Origin of the sequence: Streptomyces sp. NPDC088810 (assembly GCF_044750305.1) — a bacterium.
Classification (GTDB): Bacteria; Actinomycetota; Actinomycetes; order Streptomycetales; family Streptomycetaceae; genus Streptomyces.
Map to the genome: position 1 here is coordinate 463,473 of NZ_JBIVJQ010000002.1, position 17,487 is coordinate 480,959.

At 66.9% G+C, this 17,487-nt stretch carries 14 protein-coding genes and 5 pseudogenes; 5 read left to right on the plus strand and 14 right to left on the minus strand.

What is annotated here, in order from left to right; translation table 11 throughout:
* Nucleotides 1-21: 21 nt before the first annotated feature.
* The 8 genes and pseudogenes from pcaC to ACIP4Y_RS08765 all read right to left on the minus strand — a co-directional run bounded on the left by pcaC (nt 22) and on the right by ACIP4Y_RS08765 (nt 7,827).
* On the minus strand, nt 22-1,311 hold the full coding sequence (gene pcaC / locus ACIP4Y_RS08730; protein WP_401389631.1) for a 4-carboxymuconolactone decarboxylase: 1,290 nt from the start codon (nt 1,309-1,311) through the stop codon (nt 22-24).
* 407 nt (nt 1,312-1,718) lie between these two features.
* On the minus strand, nt 1,719-2,219 hold the full coding sequence (locus ACIP4Y_RS08735; RefSeq protein ID WP_401389634.1) for a tyrosine-type recombinase/integrase: 501 nt from the start codon (nt 2,217-2,219) through the stop codon (nt 1,719-1,721).
* A gap of 80 nt (nt 2,220-2,299) precedes the next feature.
* Nucleotides 2,300-2,689, minus strand: a pseudogene (locus ACIP4Y_RS08740) (DUF317 domain-containing protein); the annotation flags it as partial.
* Nucleotides 2,690-2,852: 163 nt separating this feature from the next.
* Nucleotides 2,853-4,865: a hypothetical protein gene (locus ACIP4Y_RS08745; RefSeq protein WP_401389637.1), complete on the minus strand. Its 2,013-nt coding sequence runs from the start codon at nt 4,863-4,865 to the stop codon at nt 2,853-2,855.
* A gap of 56 nt (nt 4,866-4,921) precedes the next feature.
* Nucleotides 4,922-5,344 (minus strand): hypothetical protein, encoded by a 423-nt coding sequence (locus ACIP4Y_RS08750; protein ID WP_401389640.1) that lies wholly within the window; start codon nt 5,342-5,344, stop codon nt 4,922-4,924.
* Nucleotides 5,345-5,609: 265 nt separating this feature from the next.
* Nucleotides 5,610-5,978, minus strand: coding sequence for a site-specific integrase (locus tag ACIP4Y_RS08755; RefSeq protein ID WP_401389643.1), 369 nt, complete (start codon nt 5,976-5,978; stop codon nt 5,610-5,612).
* A 246-nt stretch (nt 5,979-6,224) separates the two neighbouring features.
* Nucleotides 6,225-6,844 (minus strand): annotated as a pseudogene (locus ACIP4Y_RS08760) (HAD-IA family hydrolase).
* Nucleotides 6,841-7,827, minus strand: coding sequence for an MFS transporter (locus ACIP4Y_RS08765; protein WP_401389646.1), 987 nt, complete (start codon nt 7,825-7,827; stop codon nt 6,841-6,843). The pseudogene ACIP4Y_RS08760 and the gene ACIP4Y_RS08765 overlap by 4 nt, the downstream one beginning before the upstream one ends.
* Here ACIP4Y_RS08765 and ACIP4Y_RS08770 point away from each other — a divergent pair.
* The gene (locus ACIP4Y_RS08770) at nt 7,810-8,688 is read left to right on the plus strand and encodes a hypothetical protein (protein WP_401389648.1); all 879 of its coding nucleotides are present in this window, start codon (nt 7,810-7,812) and stop codon (nt 8,686-8,688) included. The genes ACIP4Y_RS08765 and ACIP4Y_RS08770 overlap by 18 nt on opposite strands.
* Before the next feature lie 113 nt (nt 8,689-8,801).
* Complete coding sequence (locus ACIP4Y_RS08775; RefSeq protein ID WP_401389651.1) at nt 8,802-9,743, plus strand: hypothetical protein; 942 nt, start codon at nt 8,802-8,804, stop codon at nt 9,741-9,743.
* Nucleotides 9,744-9,830: 87 nt separating this feature from the next.
* Here the strand turns inward: ACIP4Y_RS08775 and ACIP4Y_RS08780 are convergent, their stop codons facing one another.
* Nucleotides 9,831-11,048, minus strand: coding sequence for an acyltransferase family protein (locus ACIP4Y_RS08780; RefSeq protein ID WP_401390641.1), 1,218 nt, complete (start codon nt 11,046-11,048; stop codon nt 9,831-9,833).
* A 456-nt stretch (nt 11,049-11,504) separates the two neighbouring features.
* On the opposite strand from ACIP4Y_RS08780, the gene ACIP4Y_RS08785 reads away from it, so the two are divergent.
* Both ACIP4Y_RS08785 and ACIP4Y_RS08790 read left to right on the plus strand, forming a co-directional pair.
* A complete protein-coding gene (locus ACIP4Y_RS08785; RefSeq protein WP_401389654.1) occupies nt 11,505-12,038 on the plus strand; it encodes an RICIN domain-containing protein in 534 nt (177 codons plus the stop codon).
* A gap of 610 nt (nt 12,039-12,648) precedes the next feature.
* On the plus strand, nt 12,649-13,239 hold the full coding sequence (locus tag ACIP4Y_RS08790) for an RICIN domain-containing protein (RefSeq protein ID WP_401389657.1): 591 nt from the start codon (nt 12,649-12,651) through the stop codon (nt 13,237-13,239).
* 545 nt (nt 13,240-13,784) lie between these two features.
* Here ACIP4Y_RS08790 and ACIP4Y_RS08795 read toward each other — a convergent pair.
* Nucleotides 13,785-13,883, minus strand: a pseudogene (locus ACIP4Y_RS08795) (3-oxoadipate enol-lactone hydrolase); the annotation flags it as partial.
* Nucleotides 13,884-14,142: 259 nt separating this feature from the next.
* Between ACIP4Y_RS08795 and ACIP4Y_RS08800 the strand changes: the two are divergent.
* A pseudogene (locus ACIP4Y_RS08800) lies at nt 14,143-14,451 on the plus strand (transposase); the annotation flags it as partial.
* A 106-nt stretch (nt 14,452-14,557) separates the two neighbouring features.
* Here ACIP4Y_RS08800 and ACIP4Y_RS08805 read toward each other — a convergent pair.
* The 4 genes and pseudogenes from ACIP4Y_RS08805 to ectA all read right to left on the minus strand — a co-directional run.
* Nucleotides 14,558-14,776, minus strand: a pseudogene (locus tag ACIP4Y_RS08805) (transposase); the annotation flags it as partial.
* A 40-nt stretch (nt 14,777-14,816) separates the two neighbouring features.
* On the minus strand, nt 14,817-15,440 hold the full coding sequence (locus ACIP4Y_RS08810) for a LysE family translocator (RefSeq protein WP_401389660.1): 624 nt from the start codon (nt 15,438-15,440) through the stop codon (nt 14,817-14,819).
* Between the two features lie 244 nt (nt 15,441-15,684).
* The gene (locus ACIP4Y_RS08815; RefSeq protein ID WP_401389663.1) at nt 15,685-16,890 is read right to left on the minus strand and encodes a cytochrome P450; all 1,206 of its coding nucleotides are present in this window, start codon (nt 16,888-16,890) and stop codon (nt 15,685-15,687) included.
* Between the two features lie 34 nt (nt 16,891-16,924).
* The gene (gene ectA / locus ACIP4Y_RS08820) at nt 16,925-17,464 is read right to left on the minus strand and encodes a diaminobutyrate acetyltransferase (RefSeq protein WP_401389666.1); all 540 of its coding nucleotides are present in this window, start codon (nt 17,462-17,464) and stop codon (nt 16,925-16,927) included.
* Between the last annotated feature and the right edge of the window lie 23 nt (nt 17,465-17,487).

Below are 17,487 nucleotides of genomic sequence, written 5' to 3' on the forward strand. Positions count from 1 at the left end.
CCTGCGGCCGCCCGGCGGGCGTCACCCGGCGGGTGTGGTCTCCTCCCGGATCACCTGCTGGGCCACCCGGAACGCGCTGTTCGCGGCCGGCACCCCGCAGTAGACGGCCGCGTGCAGCAGCACTTCCTTGATCTCGTGCGGGGTGAGCCCGTTGCGCAGCGCCGCCCGGGTGTGGGAGGCCAGCTCCTCCAGGTGGCCGCCGGCGACCAGCGCGGTGAGCGTGATGCAGCTGCGGGTACGGCGGTCCAGGCCGGGCCGGTCCCAGATCTCGCCCCAGGCGTAGCGGGTGACGAACTCCTGGAAGTCCCCGGAGAACTCGTCGGCCTGCGCCAGCGCCCGGTCCACGTGCGCGTCGCCGAGCACCTCGCGGCGGACCTTCAGCCCGGTCTGGTACCGGTCCGGCGGCCCGGCGGGCTGGGCCGGTACGGCGGCCGGGGCGATCTCGGCGACCGGCGCGGGCTGCGGCGGGGCGACCGGGACGGCGGCGGCGGGGGCGGCGGGCAGCGCGGTCTGCCCGGTGTCGAAGGGCTGCTGCCAGGCGGTGGAGAAGTGGTGGACGAGCAGGTCGGTGACGGCGGCGGGCTGCTCGACCGGGACCAGGTGGGAGGCGCCGGGGACGACCGCGAGCCGGGCGTCGGGGATGCCGGCGACCAGGGTGCGCGCCTCGGCGGGGCCGGTGACCTGGTCGTCGGAGCCGACCAGCACCAGGGTCGGCACCCCCACCCGGCCCAGCTCGGGCCGTACGTCGAAGCCGGCGAGGGCCTCGCAGGCGGCGATGTAGCAGCCGGGGTCGGTGGTGCGGACCATCTGGACGGCCCACTCGGTGATGGCGGGCTGCGCGGCGGCGAACCCGCCGGTGAACCAGCGGTCGGGCGCGGTCCGGGCGATCGGGTCGAGCCCGTTGGTGCGGACGACCACCCCGCGCTGCCGGAACTCGTCCGCGGTGCCGAACCGGGGCGAGGCCGCGACCAGCGCGAGCGAGGCCATCCGCTCGGGGTGGCGCAGGGCCAGCTCGATGCCGATCGCGCCGCCCAGCGCACAGCCCGCGTAGCCGAACCGCTGCACGCCGAGCGCGTCCAGCGTGGCCAGCAGCCGGGCGGTCAGCTCGGCGACCGAAGCGGCCGGGCGGGCCGGAGCGCCGCCGTGCCCGGGCAGATCGAAACGGAAGACCCGCCACTGCTCGGCCAGCTCCGGCACCTGGCGGTCCCACATGTGCCAGGTGGTACCCAGTGAGGGACCCAGGATCAGGACGGGAGCCTCTTCTGGCCCGTCAAAGCGGTATTGCAGGGTGTTCGACGGTGTCTCACTCACGCCCCAGACCCTCTCACGTCTCACGAAGTCTCACACGACCGGGGGAACCGGGCGGCTCTTGCCCGTCACGGCGGGACACGTCCGGCGCTGCCGGAACCCTCAGGGATCCAGGTACTGGTTCTCCTGCGTGTAGGCGTGACCCTTGGGACGGAGCGCCCTCCTGACTCGCGCGCCCTCCAAGTCATCGCGCCGCAGAGCTTCCCCCTTCGGCCCGGCTTCAAGATGTTCCGGTTTGCAGCAAAGCGTGCAGTGCCGCCTGCCGGTCCAGCCGGCCTCTCCGGTCCACCTCGATTTTGGCCGCCATACGGCTGGGCAGGAGCGTATGGCCGCGACCAAGGACCCCGCCCCTGTTCGATCGCCGACACCCTGGCGCTGGTCGGTGTCGCTCAGCCGGTAGGCCGCCTGACTCACGCTTGCCCCTCCGTCGCAGCACCGTGCAGGCCGTCCCACGTTGTGGCGGCTCCGCGGAGGTCCTCAACGTCCGGCTTCCCGTACCACTTCTTGGTGGTCTTGACGTTCGTGTGTCCGGCCCACCGGGCAAGGCTGTGATCCGGCACGCCGTTGTTGGCGAGGTATGTGAGGCAGGAGGAGCGAGCGTCGTATAGGCGCACTCTGCGGAGTTCAAGGATCTCCATGAGCCGGTAGGCGCGTCTGCGGAGCTGCTTGATAGTGAAGCCTTCCCCGGTCTCATGCACCACGACGTACCCGGAATCCGAGTATGCCTCACCGAGAACGAGCTTCTCCTTGGCTTGGAGAGCCTTAGACGACTTGAGGGCGGCCAGCACGGCTGCGCAGAGTCGTTCCGTCCGGACACCGTGAATGAACGCCTGGACCTCCTGGACGTTCCACGGCTTCACCTCCTGCTTTTTCTTTCGTTCTTCTTTGCGCGCCCTGCGCGGAATGGTCACATACTGAGCCACATTAATGGTTACTAGGCGACGCGTAACGGCTCGATTCAGGGCGTCCTTCAATCGAGCGAAACTCAGCATTCGGTGACGGCCTTGAGCAGGGCCACGGGGGTTTCGAGCCCGGCCAGCTTGTCGGGTGACTGGACGGCGAAGACACCCCAGCGGGGCCGGTCGATGAGCCAGCCCCGGTTGATCAGTGGTGCGATCGCGAGGAAGGGATCATGGTCATTGTCCCCCGAGAGGGGTCTGGCCAGGTAGCGGCCCGGCCCCTGCTGATACGCCTCGGCCAGCGTGGTGGTGAAGGCGGTGACGAACTCCGTCGGACAGGAGTCGTTGAAGCACACGCCCCAGACGGGCGGGCCGAAGGGGTCTTCGTAGGCGTTGATGCGCCACAGGCCGTCGTCCTCGCCCTCCGGAAGGCAGCCGAGGCGGACCTTGCTGTCGGGCGCGGTCAGGTAGGCGTTGCCCATTATGTGGAATCAGGTTTGTCAAGTTTCACCGAGCAACTCTGACTGGGGCCTGCGTAGCTGCGTCTCCGCCTCGCGTATGGCCATGCCGCCCCGAGTTACGCGTCAGCCCGCCTGGCAGCCACTCGCGCCTGGACGAAGGGGGCTCAGGGGCCCCGCGGCACTCTCACTCCTGCTGAGTCAGACGTTCCTGCAACCGGGCATGCCGGAACTGGTACACGGGGCCGGTCACTCGCAACAGGTTGCGGTGGTGGGCGTCTTCCAGAAATGCCATCAGGCGCATGGGAGTGCGCTCCCGGAAGGCCAGTTGTACGGCGGTGAGGGCGGTGGCCACGGCGAGGTTGCTGGCGGGGCCGGCGAACAACGCGGCCCACAGGCCGGCCACAAGACCCGTGGCAACGCCGTTGTGCAGCCCGTGGGCCCAGCCCATGAGGCAGGCGAAGAACAGTGCCACGGCGAGTCCGGACAGCAGCGCCAGCACCAGCCGTAGCCCGACGTGGTGCCGCCACACGTCACGTGGGCCGATAGACCGGCTCTCGGTCACTGCGCGTCGGGTCAGCCCTCTTCGCAGGCCGTCGAACCGCCGTCCGGAACCCACAGCGAGCAGGAAGCCTCCGGCCATGAGCTGATACCCGGGTCCGCTTGCCATGGTGGCGGCGAAGCCAAGCGGCAGCGCACTGAGCAAGTCAAGCCAGACCGGCATCGGTGGGTCCGTGAAGTGCGGGCCCAACCAGTTCAGAAGCCCGATGCCAAGCCAGACCGTGAAACCCATCTTGAGGGTCGCCGGGGAGAAGATGTCCCGCCATCCGGCGCTGGGCAGCGGCTGCGGGGCAGCCAGGAGGCTCGCCTGCCGTCCTGCCGCGCACCCGGCGGCGACCGCCATAAGAGGTCCCGCCACCCAAGCGGACAAGGCGCCGGACGCCCGCCATAGGCCGAGGGCGTTGACAACCCCGTACACCACGCCGACTACGATGCCGACGACGACCGCCCTGGGCCGGGGGTTCGCCCATCCCGGAATGTGCCACCAGGACAGATCGCCGGTTCCCTCTTGGGCGAGCCGGATAGCGATGAATCGCAGTGTTCGCTCGGCCGTCTCTGGGGAGTAACGAGGCCGGGGATCCCAGTACCCTGGGGTGTATGCAGCCGTGACCGCGTGGTCGAGGAGGTGCTTCTCGATCGTACGGGAGTCGGGGAAGCGGGCGGTGTCGAGCAGCTCGTCGACCGGGTCGTCTTCACGGTAGACATCCCGTACCAGGCCGATCGCCAACGGGCTGGAGAGCGCCTCAACAACGGCGCTGTCGGATTCGTGCAGTAGTCTGCTGGTGAACCGGTGCCAGGCGGGCGGCGGCGGGTCCGGCAGCTGGTTGAGCAGGTAGTCGGCGGCGACCTTCGGCTTCACTGGCCGGATCTCAAGGCCGACAGCCCCGCGCAACCGCACCTTCTGAGCGGTGTGTTCGGCCTCGTCAACCCGCGACGTCACCACCATCCGAAACTCCGCGGATCCCAGGGCACTCACCATGGCCCCCCGCAGCTTGCCCACGACCTCGTCGAGCCCGTCCAAGAACAGCGCGACACGGCGCTCTTTCAGCAGCTGACGGACATCCTCGGGCTCGCGAAACCGGTACCTGCGCGCGATCTGTGCCGCCGCCCAGTCCAGCGGCCTCTCCTTCTTGGGATCCCACCCCTCCAGGGGCAGGAGCACCGGGACAGGAATGCGCCGCTGGTCCTCGAGCTTGGCCTCCCTCCGGTATTTGAGCGCCTTTAGCAGCAACAGCACCAAGGCTGCCGTCTTTCCCGCTGCCTCGCGACCGACCAGCAGAATCCGGCCGGAGGCTAGCCCGCCGTATACCTCGTGCAGTTCGTCCAGGCCCCCGCCCTCCAAGAGCTGCTCGCGCGTGACCACCCTCAGCCCGGGAAGCGGGCCGAAGTTGTCCCTCTTGCCCTCGGCGGTCGCTCCGGCGACCCGATCTGTCACCCTGTGCCCGCTCACCTTCCATCGCACGGGCAGCGGTGTCTCGTCCACTACCCGCGCTTTCAGGCGCCGCAGTCCGGCCTCCTTGTTCCATTCCTCTTCCACTGCGATGGCCAGCGCTTCGGCCATGTCATCGAGTGGAGTTTGAGGCGTCAGGTGGTGGTGGACCACCATTGTGCCGTGATCACCGACCACCATGTTCGTCATACCGTTGAACGTGCTCTGCGAGACCCCACCAGGGCCACGGGACCTGGAACGCCTCATCACGCGGAACCGAACTTGTTTTCCTGATGGTTGTGGTTGCCGGTCTGAAAGTTGGTCGGGCCGTTAAACGTGTTGCCCGACACCACCCCTCCGGCGGTCGCGTCCGATGATCCGAAATCGGCTGCGATGGCACGTAGCTCGGCGGCTGCCCGTTCCCTGTCCTGATCCCCCAGGGACTCCAGCAGTGAGGCGAACTCACCCCTCCACAGCTGTGCGTGCACGATGCCGACGCCCTCCCGCTCGTCGTCCGAGGCTGCCGCCAGGGCGGTTGCGGTCTGGTCCAAGCGTTCCAGCGCCTCGGTTTCGCGCGCGGGATCACCCCGGCCGATGAGCCGCGCCCCGCGTGCTCTGCACCAGGCCCAGAAATCCGTGCCAGCGGCCTGCACCATCGCCGTGCCGCCAGCCGCCGCAGCCGCCGTCATCGCTTCCGCTAACACCGTCAGTCGTCTCCCCGTCGTTAGGTGGCCCGGCATTCAGACCACACCCCTCTTGCTGCCCGAAGGGCCCGGCTCCTACCCCCCTCATCAAGCACCGCGTCTCGCAGGGTGAGCCCACGGTCCCGCTCCGAATTATCGGGCAACACAGGGCGCATTGACGGTAGTTGCGAGTAGCGACACACGAACTCCCCCTGCAGCACCAGCAGCGTGCACTGGCGGGAGGCAGAGTACGACGTTGGCGATCAATCGGTCATGGCCAGCTCATCGGCTCTTGGCGCAGCCCCTCCTCGACCAGGAAGTCGTAGAACAACCGCACCGACACCAGACGCTGCTGGAGCGTCGCGTTCGACAACCCGGCACCGGAGTCCAGAGCCACCACGTTGCTGCCCCGGCGACTCGGTCGAAAACTTAACTCCCGTGCATGTAGGGCAATATGCGCTCGCGTGGCCCGCACCGGGTCCACGCCAGCCTGCTCGCACAACTCCAGGTACTCCGCCAACCCCCGGGCGTAGGCATCGATCGTCCTCGGCGCCCGCCCCAAGTCCTGCCACACCTGCAACCAGGAGGCGGCCTGCTCGTGCCGACCGAGTATCGGCCACTTCTTCCTTAGCTCGACCATCTGGTACCGCTGATTCCTTCAGTCCGTGGGTCCCTGTACGAGGCAGCCAACCTCACACGTGATTCCACGTAACTTCTAGATCGTCGTGGCGGAGTTCCCAACCAAGGTTGCGCAGCGGGGCGAGGCCGGGATCGCCGATCGCGGTGGCGCGGGCAAGGTAGCGGGGGGAGACGTAGACGTCCCCGTCGATGGTGTCGTCGTGAGGTAGCACAGCATCCTGGAACGGTGGGGTGAGGTGGGGGCGGTTCACGCCGTGGGGAGCAGTGCCGCTTCAAGGTCGGCGGGCCGGCCGGTGTAGTGCAGCGCCGTCAGCCCTAGGCTGCGAGCGGTCTGGCAGTTGTCGGCGCGGTCGTCTACGACCAACACGCGCTCTGGGTTGCGGGCGCCGGTGGCCGCAAGGGCGTGGCGGTAGGCGGACGGGTCGGGCTTGCACGCCTCCAACCGGGCCGAGTACAGGGCCTGGGTCATCAGCTGCCGCCAGTCGTAGGTGTCGAGCACGTCGCTGAGGTGGCGGGGTGCGTTGGACAGGAGCACCATCGGCAGTCCCGTCCGGTGGGCGCGGCGAAGGACGGCCAGGACGTGCTCGTCCGTTCCGGCCACATGTCGGTGTCCGCGGTGAGGAGTTCGCGCAGGAGCCGGGGGCCGGGGTGGGAGCCGAGGACGCGTGCCCAGTACGCCATGTCGCTGAGCTGGCCGGCGTCGTAGGGTCCGCGGGCGCTCCAGAAGGCGCGCTGGAATCCGGTGAGGTCGTCGTCGGGCCAGGAAGCGGTGCGAGCGAGGCGGAGCCACTGGCTGCGGGTGGGCTGCTGGCCGATGACGCCGTTGTAGTCGAGGTTCACGGCGTCGAGGCCGGTGTGGCGGGTCAAGGGGTGGTGTTCTCCAGGGCGCGGTGGGCGAAGAGAGCGATGGCGGCTGCGAGGAGGGCGGGCAGCAGCAGGGCCGTGGGCAAGGTGGTGGTGCTGGCGAGGGCGCCGATGACGGCGGGGCCGGCCAGCAGGCCGAGGTAGCCGGTGACGCAAACCGTGGCCACGGCCTTCGGTCCACCGGTCCCGGCGGCGGTGATCAGGGAGGGGACAGTGCCAGACAGGCCGAGTCCGAAGACCGTCCAGCCGGCCAGGGCCGCGGGCACGCTGTCGGCCAGGACGCCGGTGGCCAGCCCCACAGCGGCGAGCACCGCACCGGCACGAACCACAGTGGGGGCGCCGAAGGCGGCGGTGAGCCGGTCGCCGCTCAGCCGCCCCAGGGCCATGGCCGCGCTGTAGAGGGCGAACGCGCTCGCTGCGACGGCCGTGGTGGCGTGCAGGGAGTGAGCGTGCACGGCTGCCCAGTCGGCTGCCGCCCCCTCCCCCAGCAGACTTGCGGCCGCCAGGGCACCCAACAGCCGCAGCCTCGCGGACGGCAGTACCACGTGGGCGGAGCCGGAGTCGGCGTCGGTGGGCGTCAGAGGTTGATCGGTGCCGTGCAGAGCGAGGGCGCATGGTCCGGCAGCGAGTACAGCGGCGGTCAGCGCTAGGCCGGTCACCAGGAACAGGGTGCTGTGGCTGGCACGGGCGGTGGCGGCGGCCAGGGCGGCGGCGCCGAGCGCGCCCAGGGAGTAGGCGGCGTGCAGGGAGGGCATGATGGGCCGGCCGTAGGCGTTCTGGCAGCGCACCGCCGCGGAGTTCGCGGCGACGTCCAGCACACCGTGCGCAATGCCGAAGGCTAGCGCCACCGCGAGCAGCGAGGCCAGCGTGCGGCACTGGCCCAGGAGGGCCAGCGTTGCGGCCAGGCCGACAGCTCCGCAGATCAGGGGGAGGGGGAGCCGTTCTGGCCGGGTGAGCCGGCCGCCGCGGTGCAGTCCGGCAACCATCCCGACGGCGGCCTCGACTACTCCCGCGCCTCCTCCAACGGGATGCGCGGCAACGTACGCGACGACCGGGACAACTCGCTCATCGGTCAGGCCGAACTCTTCGACGCCCCCGATCGGTACACCGCTGGCTACCACGACGGCTACGACCACCGGTCCCACGACGACGAGTTCCTCCGTTACCTCGCGGACCTGCCCGCCCGCGAGGTGGTCCAGTGGTTGGGGGACCTCGCTTATGACGCGGCGGCCCGCGGCTTCGCCACCGCCCGCCCTCGCATCAACGCCTGGGTGCGCCAACGCGTGGACAAGCTGCGCAGCCGCTCACCGAGGGTTGCTGCAGCCACCCACCCCAAGCCCGCCCAGCAATCCGGTCCCGAGCGCGTACCGCCGCGACCGGCCGCCGCGACCGCGGGCCACCACCGGGTGGACCCCGTGCTGCGCGCCGACCAAGGCGATGCCTGCGCGAACGCCGCCCTGGAGCGGATCAGCGCTCGGGCGGTCGAGCTCCACGGGATGGCCGCGCGCTACGCCGCTGACCTGCCTGCGGCCGATGCCGCCGACGAGGCCATGCGCCAGGCCGTGGCTGCGGCTGCGGCTGCGGCTGCGGCTGCGGCTGCGGCTGCGGCTGCGGCTGCGGCTGCGCCAGGACTAGCCGCCGCCGCTCTCCAACTCATCGCTTCTGACGAGGCGCTGGGCCTGACCGCTGAGCAGCAGATGTACATGTGGGAGCGTGCCGCCGAACTCGACCTCGCCGTGGTCGAAGACCTCACTGGCACTCACACCATGCCGGCAGAGGACGTCGCGCTGCAGAGCCTTGGTGCGCGAGGGGCTAGAGGCTCGGCCAACGAACCAACTCAGCCCTGATCGCTCTCAAGGCTCGCGGATCTCGGTGGCCGTCTGCCGGGATCGGCTGCCACGATGTGGCTGGCGAAGTCGCCCGCAACGGTGCGGCAGCCCGAGAAGCAAGGGAGTCGTCCATGTTGCTGCGGCCCGGGGTCACCTGCGAGAAGGCGATCAGGTTCCTGGACGACCTGGTCCAGGGCGGCCTCAACGACGTCCGCAACTCCGTCCCGAACTTCGCCCAGCCGATGCTGGCGGGCGTGGAACCCTCGAAGCTGGCCGGGCCCGACCTGGTGGTGACGCTACGGCAGTACACCGAGTGGACCGCGACGACCGCCCGGCAACTGGCGGATGTCTTCACCGACCCGGCGGTGCCAGCGCGGCTGCGCGGCGAGCACTACAGCCACATCGTGCACAGCCCCCTGACGCCCTACCGAACCGCGCTGCTGCTGCACTGGGAGTTGGGCGAGCTGGCGACGTACTTCATGGAACTGCAGAACCAGATGCGGCAGACCGTGGAGGAGTACCGCAGCTACCGGCAGCGTGTGCTGGTCGTGGACGCGAACACCCTGCTGCACTGTCAGCGCTTCGACAAAAATCCCGTGGTCTCGGGTGTGCGGAAAGGGCCCGGCGACGCTGGTGATCCCGCACGTGGTGGTGGAAGAGATCGATACCAAGTCCTACTCCGAGGGCAGCGAAAGATCAGGAAGCGGGCGCGCGGGGTCTACGAGCTGCTGGGCGACGTCCTCAAGGGGCTGTCCACCGAAGGTCGCTTCGAATTGCACGACGGCACCGAGGTCAAGGTCCTACGCGACGAGCTTGGGCACCGACGCCTGCCGAACAACGACGACGAAGCCGTGGCCCGCGCGGCCCACCTGCAGCAGGCCATCGCACCGCGTCAGATCACCGTCATCACGCGCGACAACGGGATGCGCGGCAAGGCCATGACCTGGTGCCTGCCCTGGGACTTCCCACCGGACAAGTACCTGATCCCCGAGGACGGCTTCGGTGCGAAGCACCGAGAGGCGAATCTCGCGAGTATCAGCGTCGACGTCCCCGAGGACGGTGACGACACGTAGTCCCACCCGGGACCGCGGCCTTCCGTGACGGCTACGACCGGTGCTTCATCGGCCCGCGCCTCCGAGTGGAACGTCAATTTGCGTGGCTTACTCGCAAAGTCGTTGTCCGTCTTTCGCGCTCCTACCGGACCAGCGGGAACGCCCTTGTGCAATCAAGGATTTCCAGGATCTGTTCCGCTTGAAGGGAATCTCGAAGATCCGGGAGAACAGCCACGCCCCTAGCACCGATACCGGCAAGGCCAGGATAAGCGTGAACCAGAATGTGGGCAGACCGGGCGACACGAAGCGCGGGGCTACTCGGCGAATCACGGCCATGACGATCGGCAGATGGATCAGGTAGAGACTGTAGGAGAAGCTACCGAGGCTCTGAATGGGGCGCGTGGTCAGGAGCCGTACGAGGATGGCGGGCCTGCCGGTGGCAACCGCAGCGAGCAGCATCGTCATAGCGGGAGCGATGGCGAGATCCACCCAGAAGTAGTGGTTCACCGTCCAAACGGAACCCTGGCTGAGGCCGAGAGCCAGGACAGGCAGAGCGGCCAGTCCGGCGAACCATCCCCACGGCAGGCGTTGAACTCGTTCCGACGCAACGACGACTCCTGCGCCGATCATGCCGGCAACGAACACGGGAGCAAGATGTGGAGCGAGCCAGTTGTTGCCCTCCACGGGAGATGCGTCAACCGCCATCAGCCCACGGGCGATCACCGGTAGTGTCACGCAGGCGATCAGTACCGTCGCGCTCAACCGCCGCCGCACGAAGAGGAAGAGCGGGAAGAGTAAATAGAGTTCGGCCTCCACTCCGATCGACCAGAATGCGCCGTTCGGTGTGGGGGCAGTGAACATGTCTTGGGCAACGAGGCCGTACACCAGGATTGACTCCCCGGTCGGTCGTCCGTAGTGCGAAGCCGACACCACGAACCAGGAAGTGATCAGGCTCATGGCCAGGGCTGCCCAATACGGAGGCAGGATCCGCCAGGCGCGCCGGCGCAGGAACTCGCCGACGCCACCCGACCGCCAGTCCTGACGCGCTGGGGAGATCGCCAGGGAGAATCCGGACAGCACCAGAAAGAAGACGACAGCGAGGCGCCCGAACTTCAGCCCGTCCAGCCACGCAGGCGCCGAACTGTCGGGAAAGCCCGGGAAGGTGTACAACCAGCAGTGGAACAAGACCACATACAGTGCCGCGAGCCCACGGAGCCCATCCAGACCCGGTACTTGCTGACGGACGCGTGCCCGGCTCGTCCTCTCCTCCTGCCCCGCTGGGACAGCTTCATCGAGAGCACTGCTGACTGGACGGCTCGAATCCACTGAAATCGTTCGACCCTTTCTGTAGGCATCGTGCACCACACCACCAAGTCTCGGCGGTACGCCGCACGATGCAACCTGCGAACCGGCGCGTGCCCGCCGACCCGTTTGCCTGGCAGTACGCCAGGCGGCACAGCGCCGCCCGCAGTGACTGGTACGTAGCGTCCGGCCGTGCAGTTCAAATGCCAGCCCACATGATCCTGGCGTCGCCATGGATGGACCTGCGCTCACGCAGAGGGGTTTCCATACGGGGCACAAGAACAAGCCAAGGGACCGCTCCCTGGAGCCGGTCCACCCGATGGGCGGTGATCAGCAGCAACGCCTCTGGGGACAGAATCGGCGTACCTCATCGAGTAGTCACTTCCAGTCCAACTGCTGGATGGATCTAGCAAACTCCGCTCACGGTTGGTTGAGTACTACCAGCCCATGTCAACACAATCCCATGTAAGGACATTTGTCATGCGCACAAAAAGGGCACTGACCGTCATCCTCACCGGCGCGCTGCTGGCGGTGGCCAGTCCGGTGATCGCTCACGCGCAGTCGTCGCAGGGCAGTGACCCCAAGCCGTCCGAGATCAAGACGGGGTATTCGCACCTGAAGAACCTAAAGTCAGGCAAGTATCTGCAGGCCGCGAGCACCGTCAACGGCGCAAAGGTCACCCAACAGCCCTACGACGGTCCCAGCACCTTGCAGCAGTGGGACATCTACACGTTCGACGGCTACTACACGTTTGAGAACGTCGCCGCCGGCAGAAACCTCGGTATCGACGGTGCCAGCACGTCGGCTGGGGCGGCGGCCATCATCGCAAACGGTTCCAGTGACCTCAATCAGGACTGGGCGGTGGACTGGACCGTCTACGACGGGGACTACTTCGCGCTGAAGAACCGCAAGAGCGGTCTGTGCCTGGGCATTTCTGGCGCCAGCACCGCCAACGGTGCACAGGCCGCCCAGTTCAAGTGTGACGGATCAGCCAACCAGGGCTGGGCCTGGTGATGCAACGAGCCGACCATGGGTTCGGGTTCGCGGCTATGTCGACGGCGTCCAGCAGTTGGGGGGCCAGTCGGCTTGCTCCAGCCGAGTGAACCTCCTTGGTGAACGCAAGAGACCTGCGTCTCGGCCCCGAGCGCGAGCACTTCCGGCGGCACGCGGTCACCCGAATGCTCCGGCGTGCTCCCGACTGAGGAGCTCCTGGCCTTGGCTTGAGCTGTTCCGGGTATGCGCCGCCGTGGTGCCCCGGCCTTCCCCGGTCTGGGCACAACGGCTTGTTCCTGGAGCCGGCGACCTATGGATGGGAGGCCGCCGCCTATGGCTCGGGTCTCAACCCACAGCTCGCCACCACCCGCAGGGCGGGCGACTCAAGTTGACGCCAATGGCCGGAGGCTAGGCGTAAGCCATCGGTAACTCCGGCAGCAAGCCGCACGCATGTCGCAGGCGCGGATCCCCCGCCAGGCAGTGATCAGCGCCGACGCCCCTGCGGACACCACCGCCTCCCCTCGTCAAGCGGTCACTTCCAGCCCGATTGTTTAAATGATCTAGCGAACCCTCGCCCTGGGCTGGTTGAGTCATCAACGCAACGACAGAACTCAACACAAGGAGATGTGTCATGCACACAACACGTGTGAGGAACGCCGTAACCGCGGTGCTCGCCGGCACGCTACTGGCGGTGGCCAGTCCGGCTGTCGCTCACGCCCAGTCGTCGCATAGTGTCGACTGGGGTCAGCCCATACCGTCCTCGAAAATCCTCGACGGCAGCCTTTTAAGCCTCAGGGCTTCCGGCATCGGGATCGGGAACCTCAAGTCCAAGAAGTTCCTCCAGGCCAACAGCACGGCCAACGGTGCCCGAGTCGTCCAGCAGCCGGGGAACTCCGCCAACAGTCTGCAGAACTGGGCTGCTGTCAGCGACAGCCCTTACACCAGTTTCGAGAACGTCGCCGCCGGGAGAAACCTCGGCGTCGACGGTGCCAGCACGTCGGCCGGAGCGGCGGCCATCATCGCGAACGGCTCCGGCGACGCCAACCAGGACTGGAAGCTCGTCCCAGTCTCTGGCTACCCCGACGGTTACTTCGCCATGAAGAACCGTAAGAGCGGTCTGTGCCTCGGCATCTCCGGCGCTAGCACCGCCGACGGTGCACAGGCCGCCCAGTTCGCCTGTGACGGTTCGGCCAACCAGGGCTGGGCCCTGTTCAATCCCTGATCGCCAGCGGTAAGCGTTCCGGGCCGTGTCATGTGTGTGGCGCGGCCCGGAAGCCAGCCCTGTCCAGGACGGTATCAACGGCTGACAAGGTCTTGTGGGCCGTGTCCGATCGGTGAGCCAGGCGCTGCCGGACCGACGGGTGTTTCGCGGCACCATGGTTTCTTTAAACCACTTCCTGCGCGGATTGGCCGCCAAACCTCGCTGCCGCCCGACGCGGTCGACCGGCTGATCACGAACGCGGATGCCGACCTCGCTGAGGTCCTGGCCGGTCGCCCGGACCTCAGCCGTGGGCAGGGGTTCGCATCGGCCGCACGCTTCAAGAGAGCACCGGTGCTCTGGCGTACCGGCCCCGACTGATCTTCTGTATTCACACACAGATGATCATCGGTGGCCGCAGAACGGACCTTGGTCGGGCCCGCCGTATCACGCGCGTATCACACAGCCATCACCAACTGGGCAGACCCTCCCGGACCAAGAGGCTCTGATCTGCAACTCCATGCCCGCACTGGACTGGCATAGACGTCCCTGGACGGTCTCTACAACCTGTGCCAGGTGGTACCCAGTGAGGGACCCAGGATCAGGACGGGAGCCTCTTCTGGCCCGTCAAAGCGGTATTGCAGGGTGTTCGACGGTGTCTCACTCACGCCCCAGACCCTCTCACGTCTCACGAAGTCTCACACGACCGGGGGAACAGGGCAGCTCTTGCCCGTCGCGGCGGGACACGTCCGGCGCTGCCGGAACCCTCAGGGATCCAGGTACTGGTTCTCCGGCGTGTACGCGTGACCGTTGGGACAGCGCGTCCTCCTATCGAGGTGTTCACCGGACTGCGTCCGGCCCAGTCCCGCCGCCTGGTGCAGGCGGTACGGAGCCGTGGGCGCTGGATTCGCCCTCGCCCGGGTTCGCCGCAAGCCGAAAGCGGACGAAGTCGTCATCGTCGACGACCCTCTTGTGCCCACCCGCGACCGTGCCGTGGCCGCCTCCTCCAAGAACTACCGCTACTCGGCAAGCCTGCAGGTCCTCGTGCATGCCGACACCCGCCTGGTGCTGGCCATCTGCCGTCCGCTGCCAGGCAACCGCAACGACTGCACTGCCTTCACCGAGTCCGGCATCGACAGCGCCTGCGGCAAGGCGAGCGTCCTCGCCGATGGCGCCTACCAGGGCACCGGCACCCTCATCCCGCGCCGCCGTAGAGCCGGCCAGGAACGACTCGCAGGTCGTCTTTCCGCCTCTGCCTCGACGCCGATCACCCCCACTCATGGCAAGGCCACGACCTCGACTTCACCAGCGCAGTCTTCGACGGCAAGCATGTGAGCTCCTTCCGGGGCGCGGCGGTGCCGAGGACCACGCGGGAGACGTCGATGAGGCCTGCGTCGTCGAGCCGGTGCAGGACCGCTTCGTGCAGCCGGCCCCACGCCCTGGCCTGTGACCGAATCAGGAGCCGTCGGTGGGCGGTCGGCTTGGATATCCCGAAACACGGCGGCAGAGCCCGCCAGGCACAACCGGTGACCCACACGTAGATGATCGCGTCCTGCGTCCCCGGGTGGGGAACAATCCAATTCGACGTACCCCGACACGGCCTAAGCCAGCAGAAGCTCGCCAAAGATTGTCCCGGCCAACACAACATAAACGGTGCATGCAATGTAGTTCAGCACGGCCGTTGCTTTGGTCGAGTCGACAAGACGTGCGTGAAAGAATCCCGCCAGAATCCCGATGCATCCGTAAAGAATCACCTCCATCAGAATGTCGATCGCACCAAGGATCGCCATCTGCAATCCCGGGTTTTCCGCGCTCCCGATGAACTGCGGGAGCACCGCAAGGAAAAAGAGAATGATCTTCGGATTCGTGATGCTGACGAAGACGCCTCGCAGATACCAGCGACCTGCCGGGACGTCACTGCGCCCGCTGATCGCACGACGCGCATGACGCATCGTCACGTACGCCAGCCACAGTAGATACGCTGCACCCAAAATCCTGACCGCATCCAGTACTAATGGGTGCGATCGGGCGATTTCCCCCATGCCGGCGACGACGGCGGCGGCGTAGACACTCATGCCGGTTCCGATGCCGAGGATGGCTTTCACCGCGGACCGGCGACCGCCTTCGAGGCCCACCGCGAGCATGTAGGCCATATCGGGCCCGGGGGGGCCGAGAAAGAGCAGGATCACTGCCACGTAGGCCGGCAGCACCGTCAGATCCACCATCGTCAGCGACCTCCAGCCCTGGCGTGACGTGCGGGAACTCCCCAGTGCTGATAGCGATCACTCCACGCTGTGTTACCGCCGGCGACGGACGGGCACCCGATGCTGGTCTTGGAGGGTGTCATGAGATCTCCCAGTCGCGTGTAGAACCACCTAAGGCGGTTCTACCATACACGCGAAGCTCCTGATGGGCATGGGTGATCTTGCACGTGGACCCATCCACCAGGAGCTTCGCCGTTCGCAGAAGTCAGGAACGCGGGGTGAACGTGAGCGGCAGTTTCCTCGCGCCGGTGTTTCCGGAATCAGGCAGCCACTCAGCGCCTTCCCCCACACGCAGATCGGTCATCCGCGTGGCCAGCGCCGAGAGGGCCACATTGATGTCCGCCCTGGCGACGAAGTGCCCCAGGCAATGATGCAGGCCGCCACCGAACGCAAAATGAGGCGAGCGATCGGCGTCGAGGTCGATACGGTCCGGGTTGTCGAATTCGGCGGGATCAGTGGCCGATGAAAGGGTGAACAGGTGGACTGTTGTACCCTTCTCGATCGTGCGCTCCTTGTGTTGGAATGTTTCTGCCGCTTCGCGCGTGATCCATCGGCCGATCGGATTGATGCGGAGCACTTCTTCGACTGCCTTGACAGAGTAGCGGTCCGGGTCCGCGGCCAGCTTCTCCCACTGATCCGGCTGCCTTGAAAACGATTCGACAGCCAGCGCCAGTTGGTTCCGAGTCGTGTCGATCCCCGCGAATATGAGCAGGATGATGAGATTGATCAGTTCCTGATCCGAGAGCCTGCCGTCATCCTCGTCCCTCGTTTCCACCAGGGTGCTAAGGATGTCTTTCCGAGGTGACTCCCTCCTGCTTTTCACCAAAGACTCTGCATATCGCGTCAGTTCGACGACAGCTTCGTCGATCTGTGCAATGTTCTCCTGGATGGAGATGCCGAGACCGAGTCCGATCGTGGATGCCAGCTGATTGATCTTCTTCCAGTCGCGCTCATCGATGCCCAGCATCATGCACAGGATCCTGGTCGCATACGGCGCCGCGAAGCGACCGGCGAATTCTGTCTGCCCGTCTTCGATCCATTCGTCTATCAGGCTGTCCGCCAGGGCTCGGAACCGGGCATGCAACGGCTCTATCCGGCGCGGAGAGAAAGCGGGGTTCACCAGGCGTCGGATCCTGTTGTGCTCGTCACCCTCCAACACCAGCAGAGTCTTCTTCCACCAGCTGTCGAAGTGCCCCTCGACCACTCCGTGCTGAGCCGGCCACTTGGCCGACCCTTGCGTCAGACGGGGGTTCTTCAGCAGGAAACTGCTGTCCTCGTACGAGAGGACGGCAATGCCCCAGTCGGTTTCTGCGTACCAATGTGCAGCTCGCGCCTTCCGCACCTCTTCCGAGTCCATGCGAAAGTACTTGTCATTGATGTCGAGGTGCAGAGGTGTGGGTTGCTGCGCCATGGGAAACGACTCCTGATCGTCGAACACTGCGGAATCAACCGGCGGTCAACGGGCCGATGCGGTAGAGGACCTCGTCGTGGTGGCTCTCGGGGAAGAGGCTGCTGGGGAACAGCACGCGAGTTTCGATGTGAGCCGAGTGCTTCTTGGCGAACTGCTTCAGCACCATGAGGATCGCCTTGTTGTCGGCGGAGACCGTGGCCTCGACGTACCGGGCGCCATGGGCCACCTGCTGGTCGGCCGCGGCCTGGAAGAGCTTCACCCCGAGGAAGGGGATGCCGTGGCGCGGGTTGACGGCGGTTTGCCAGACGAAGTAGGTCTCGGGCTCGTCGGGGCGGCGGTAGCCGGTGAGGAAGCCGACGATTTCGTCGTCCACGGTCGCGATCAGCGAACCGTCAGCGAAATCCCGAAACCACAGCGTGTAGTAGTAGATGCTGTTGGAGTCCAGGCCGGGGGTGTTCTCGACCAGTTTCCACACGGCTGGGCCGTCCTCGGGCACCGGTGCCCGGAAGACCGCCCGCTTGTTCGCGACGGTGCTCTGGTCTGCGCCGGCTGCGGGGGTAGCGCTGATCGTCATGGTCAGACCGCCTCGGTCTCTGT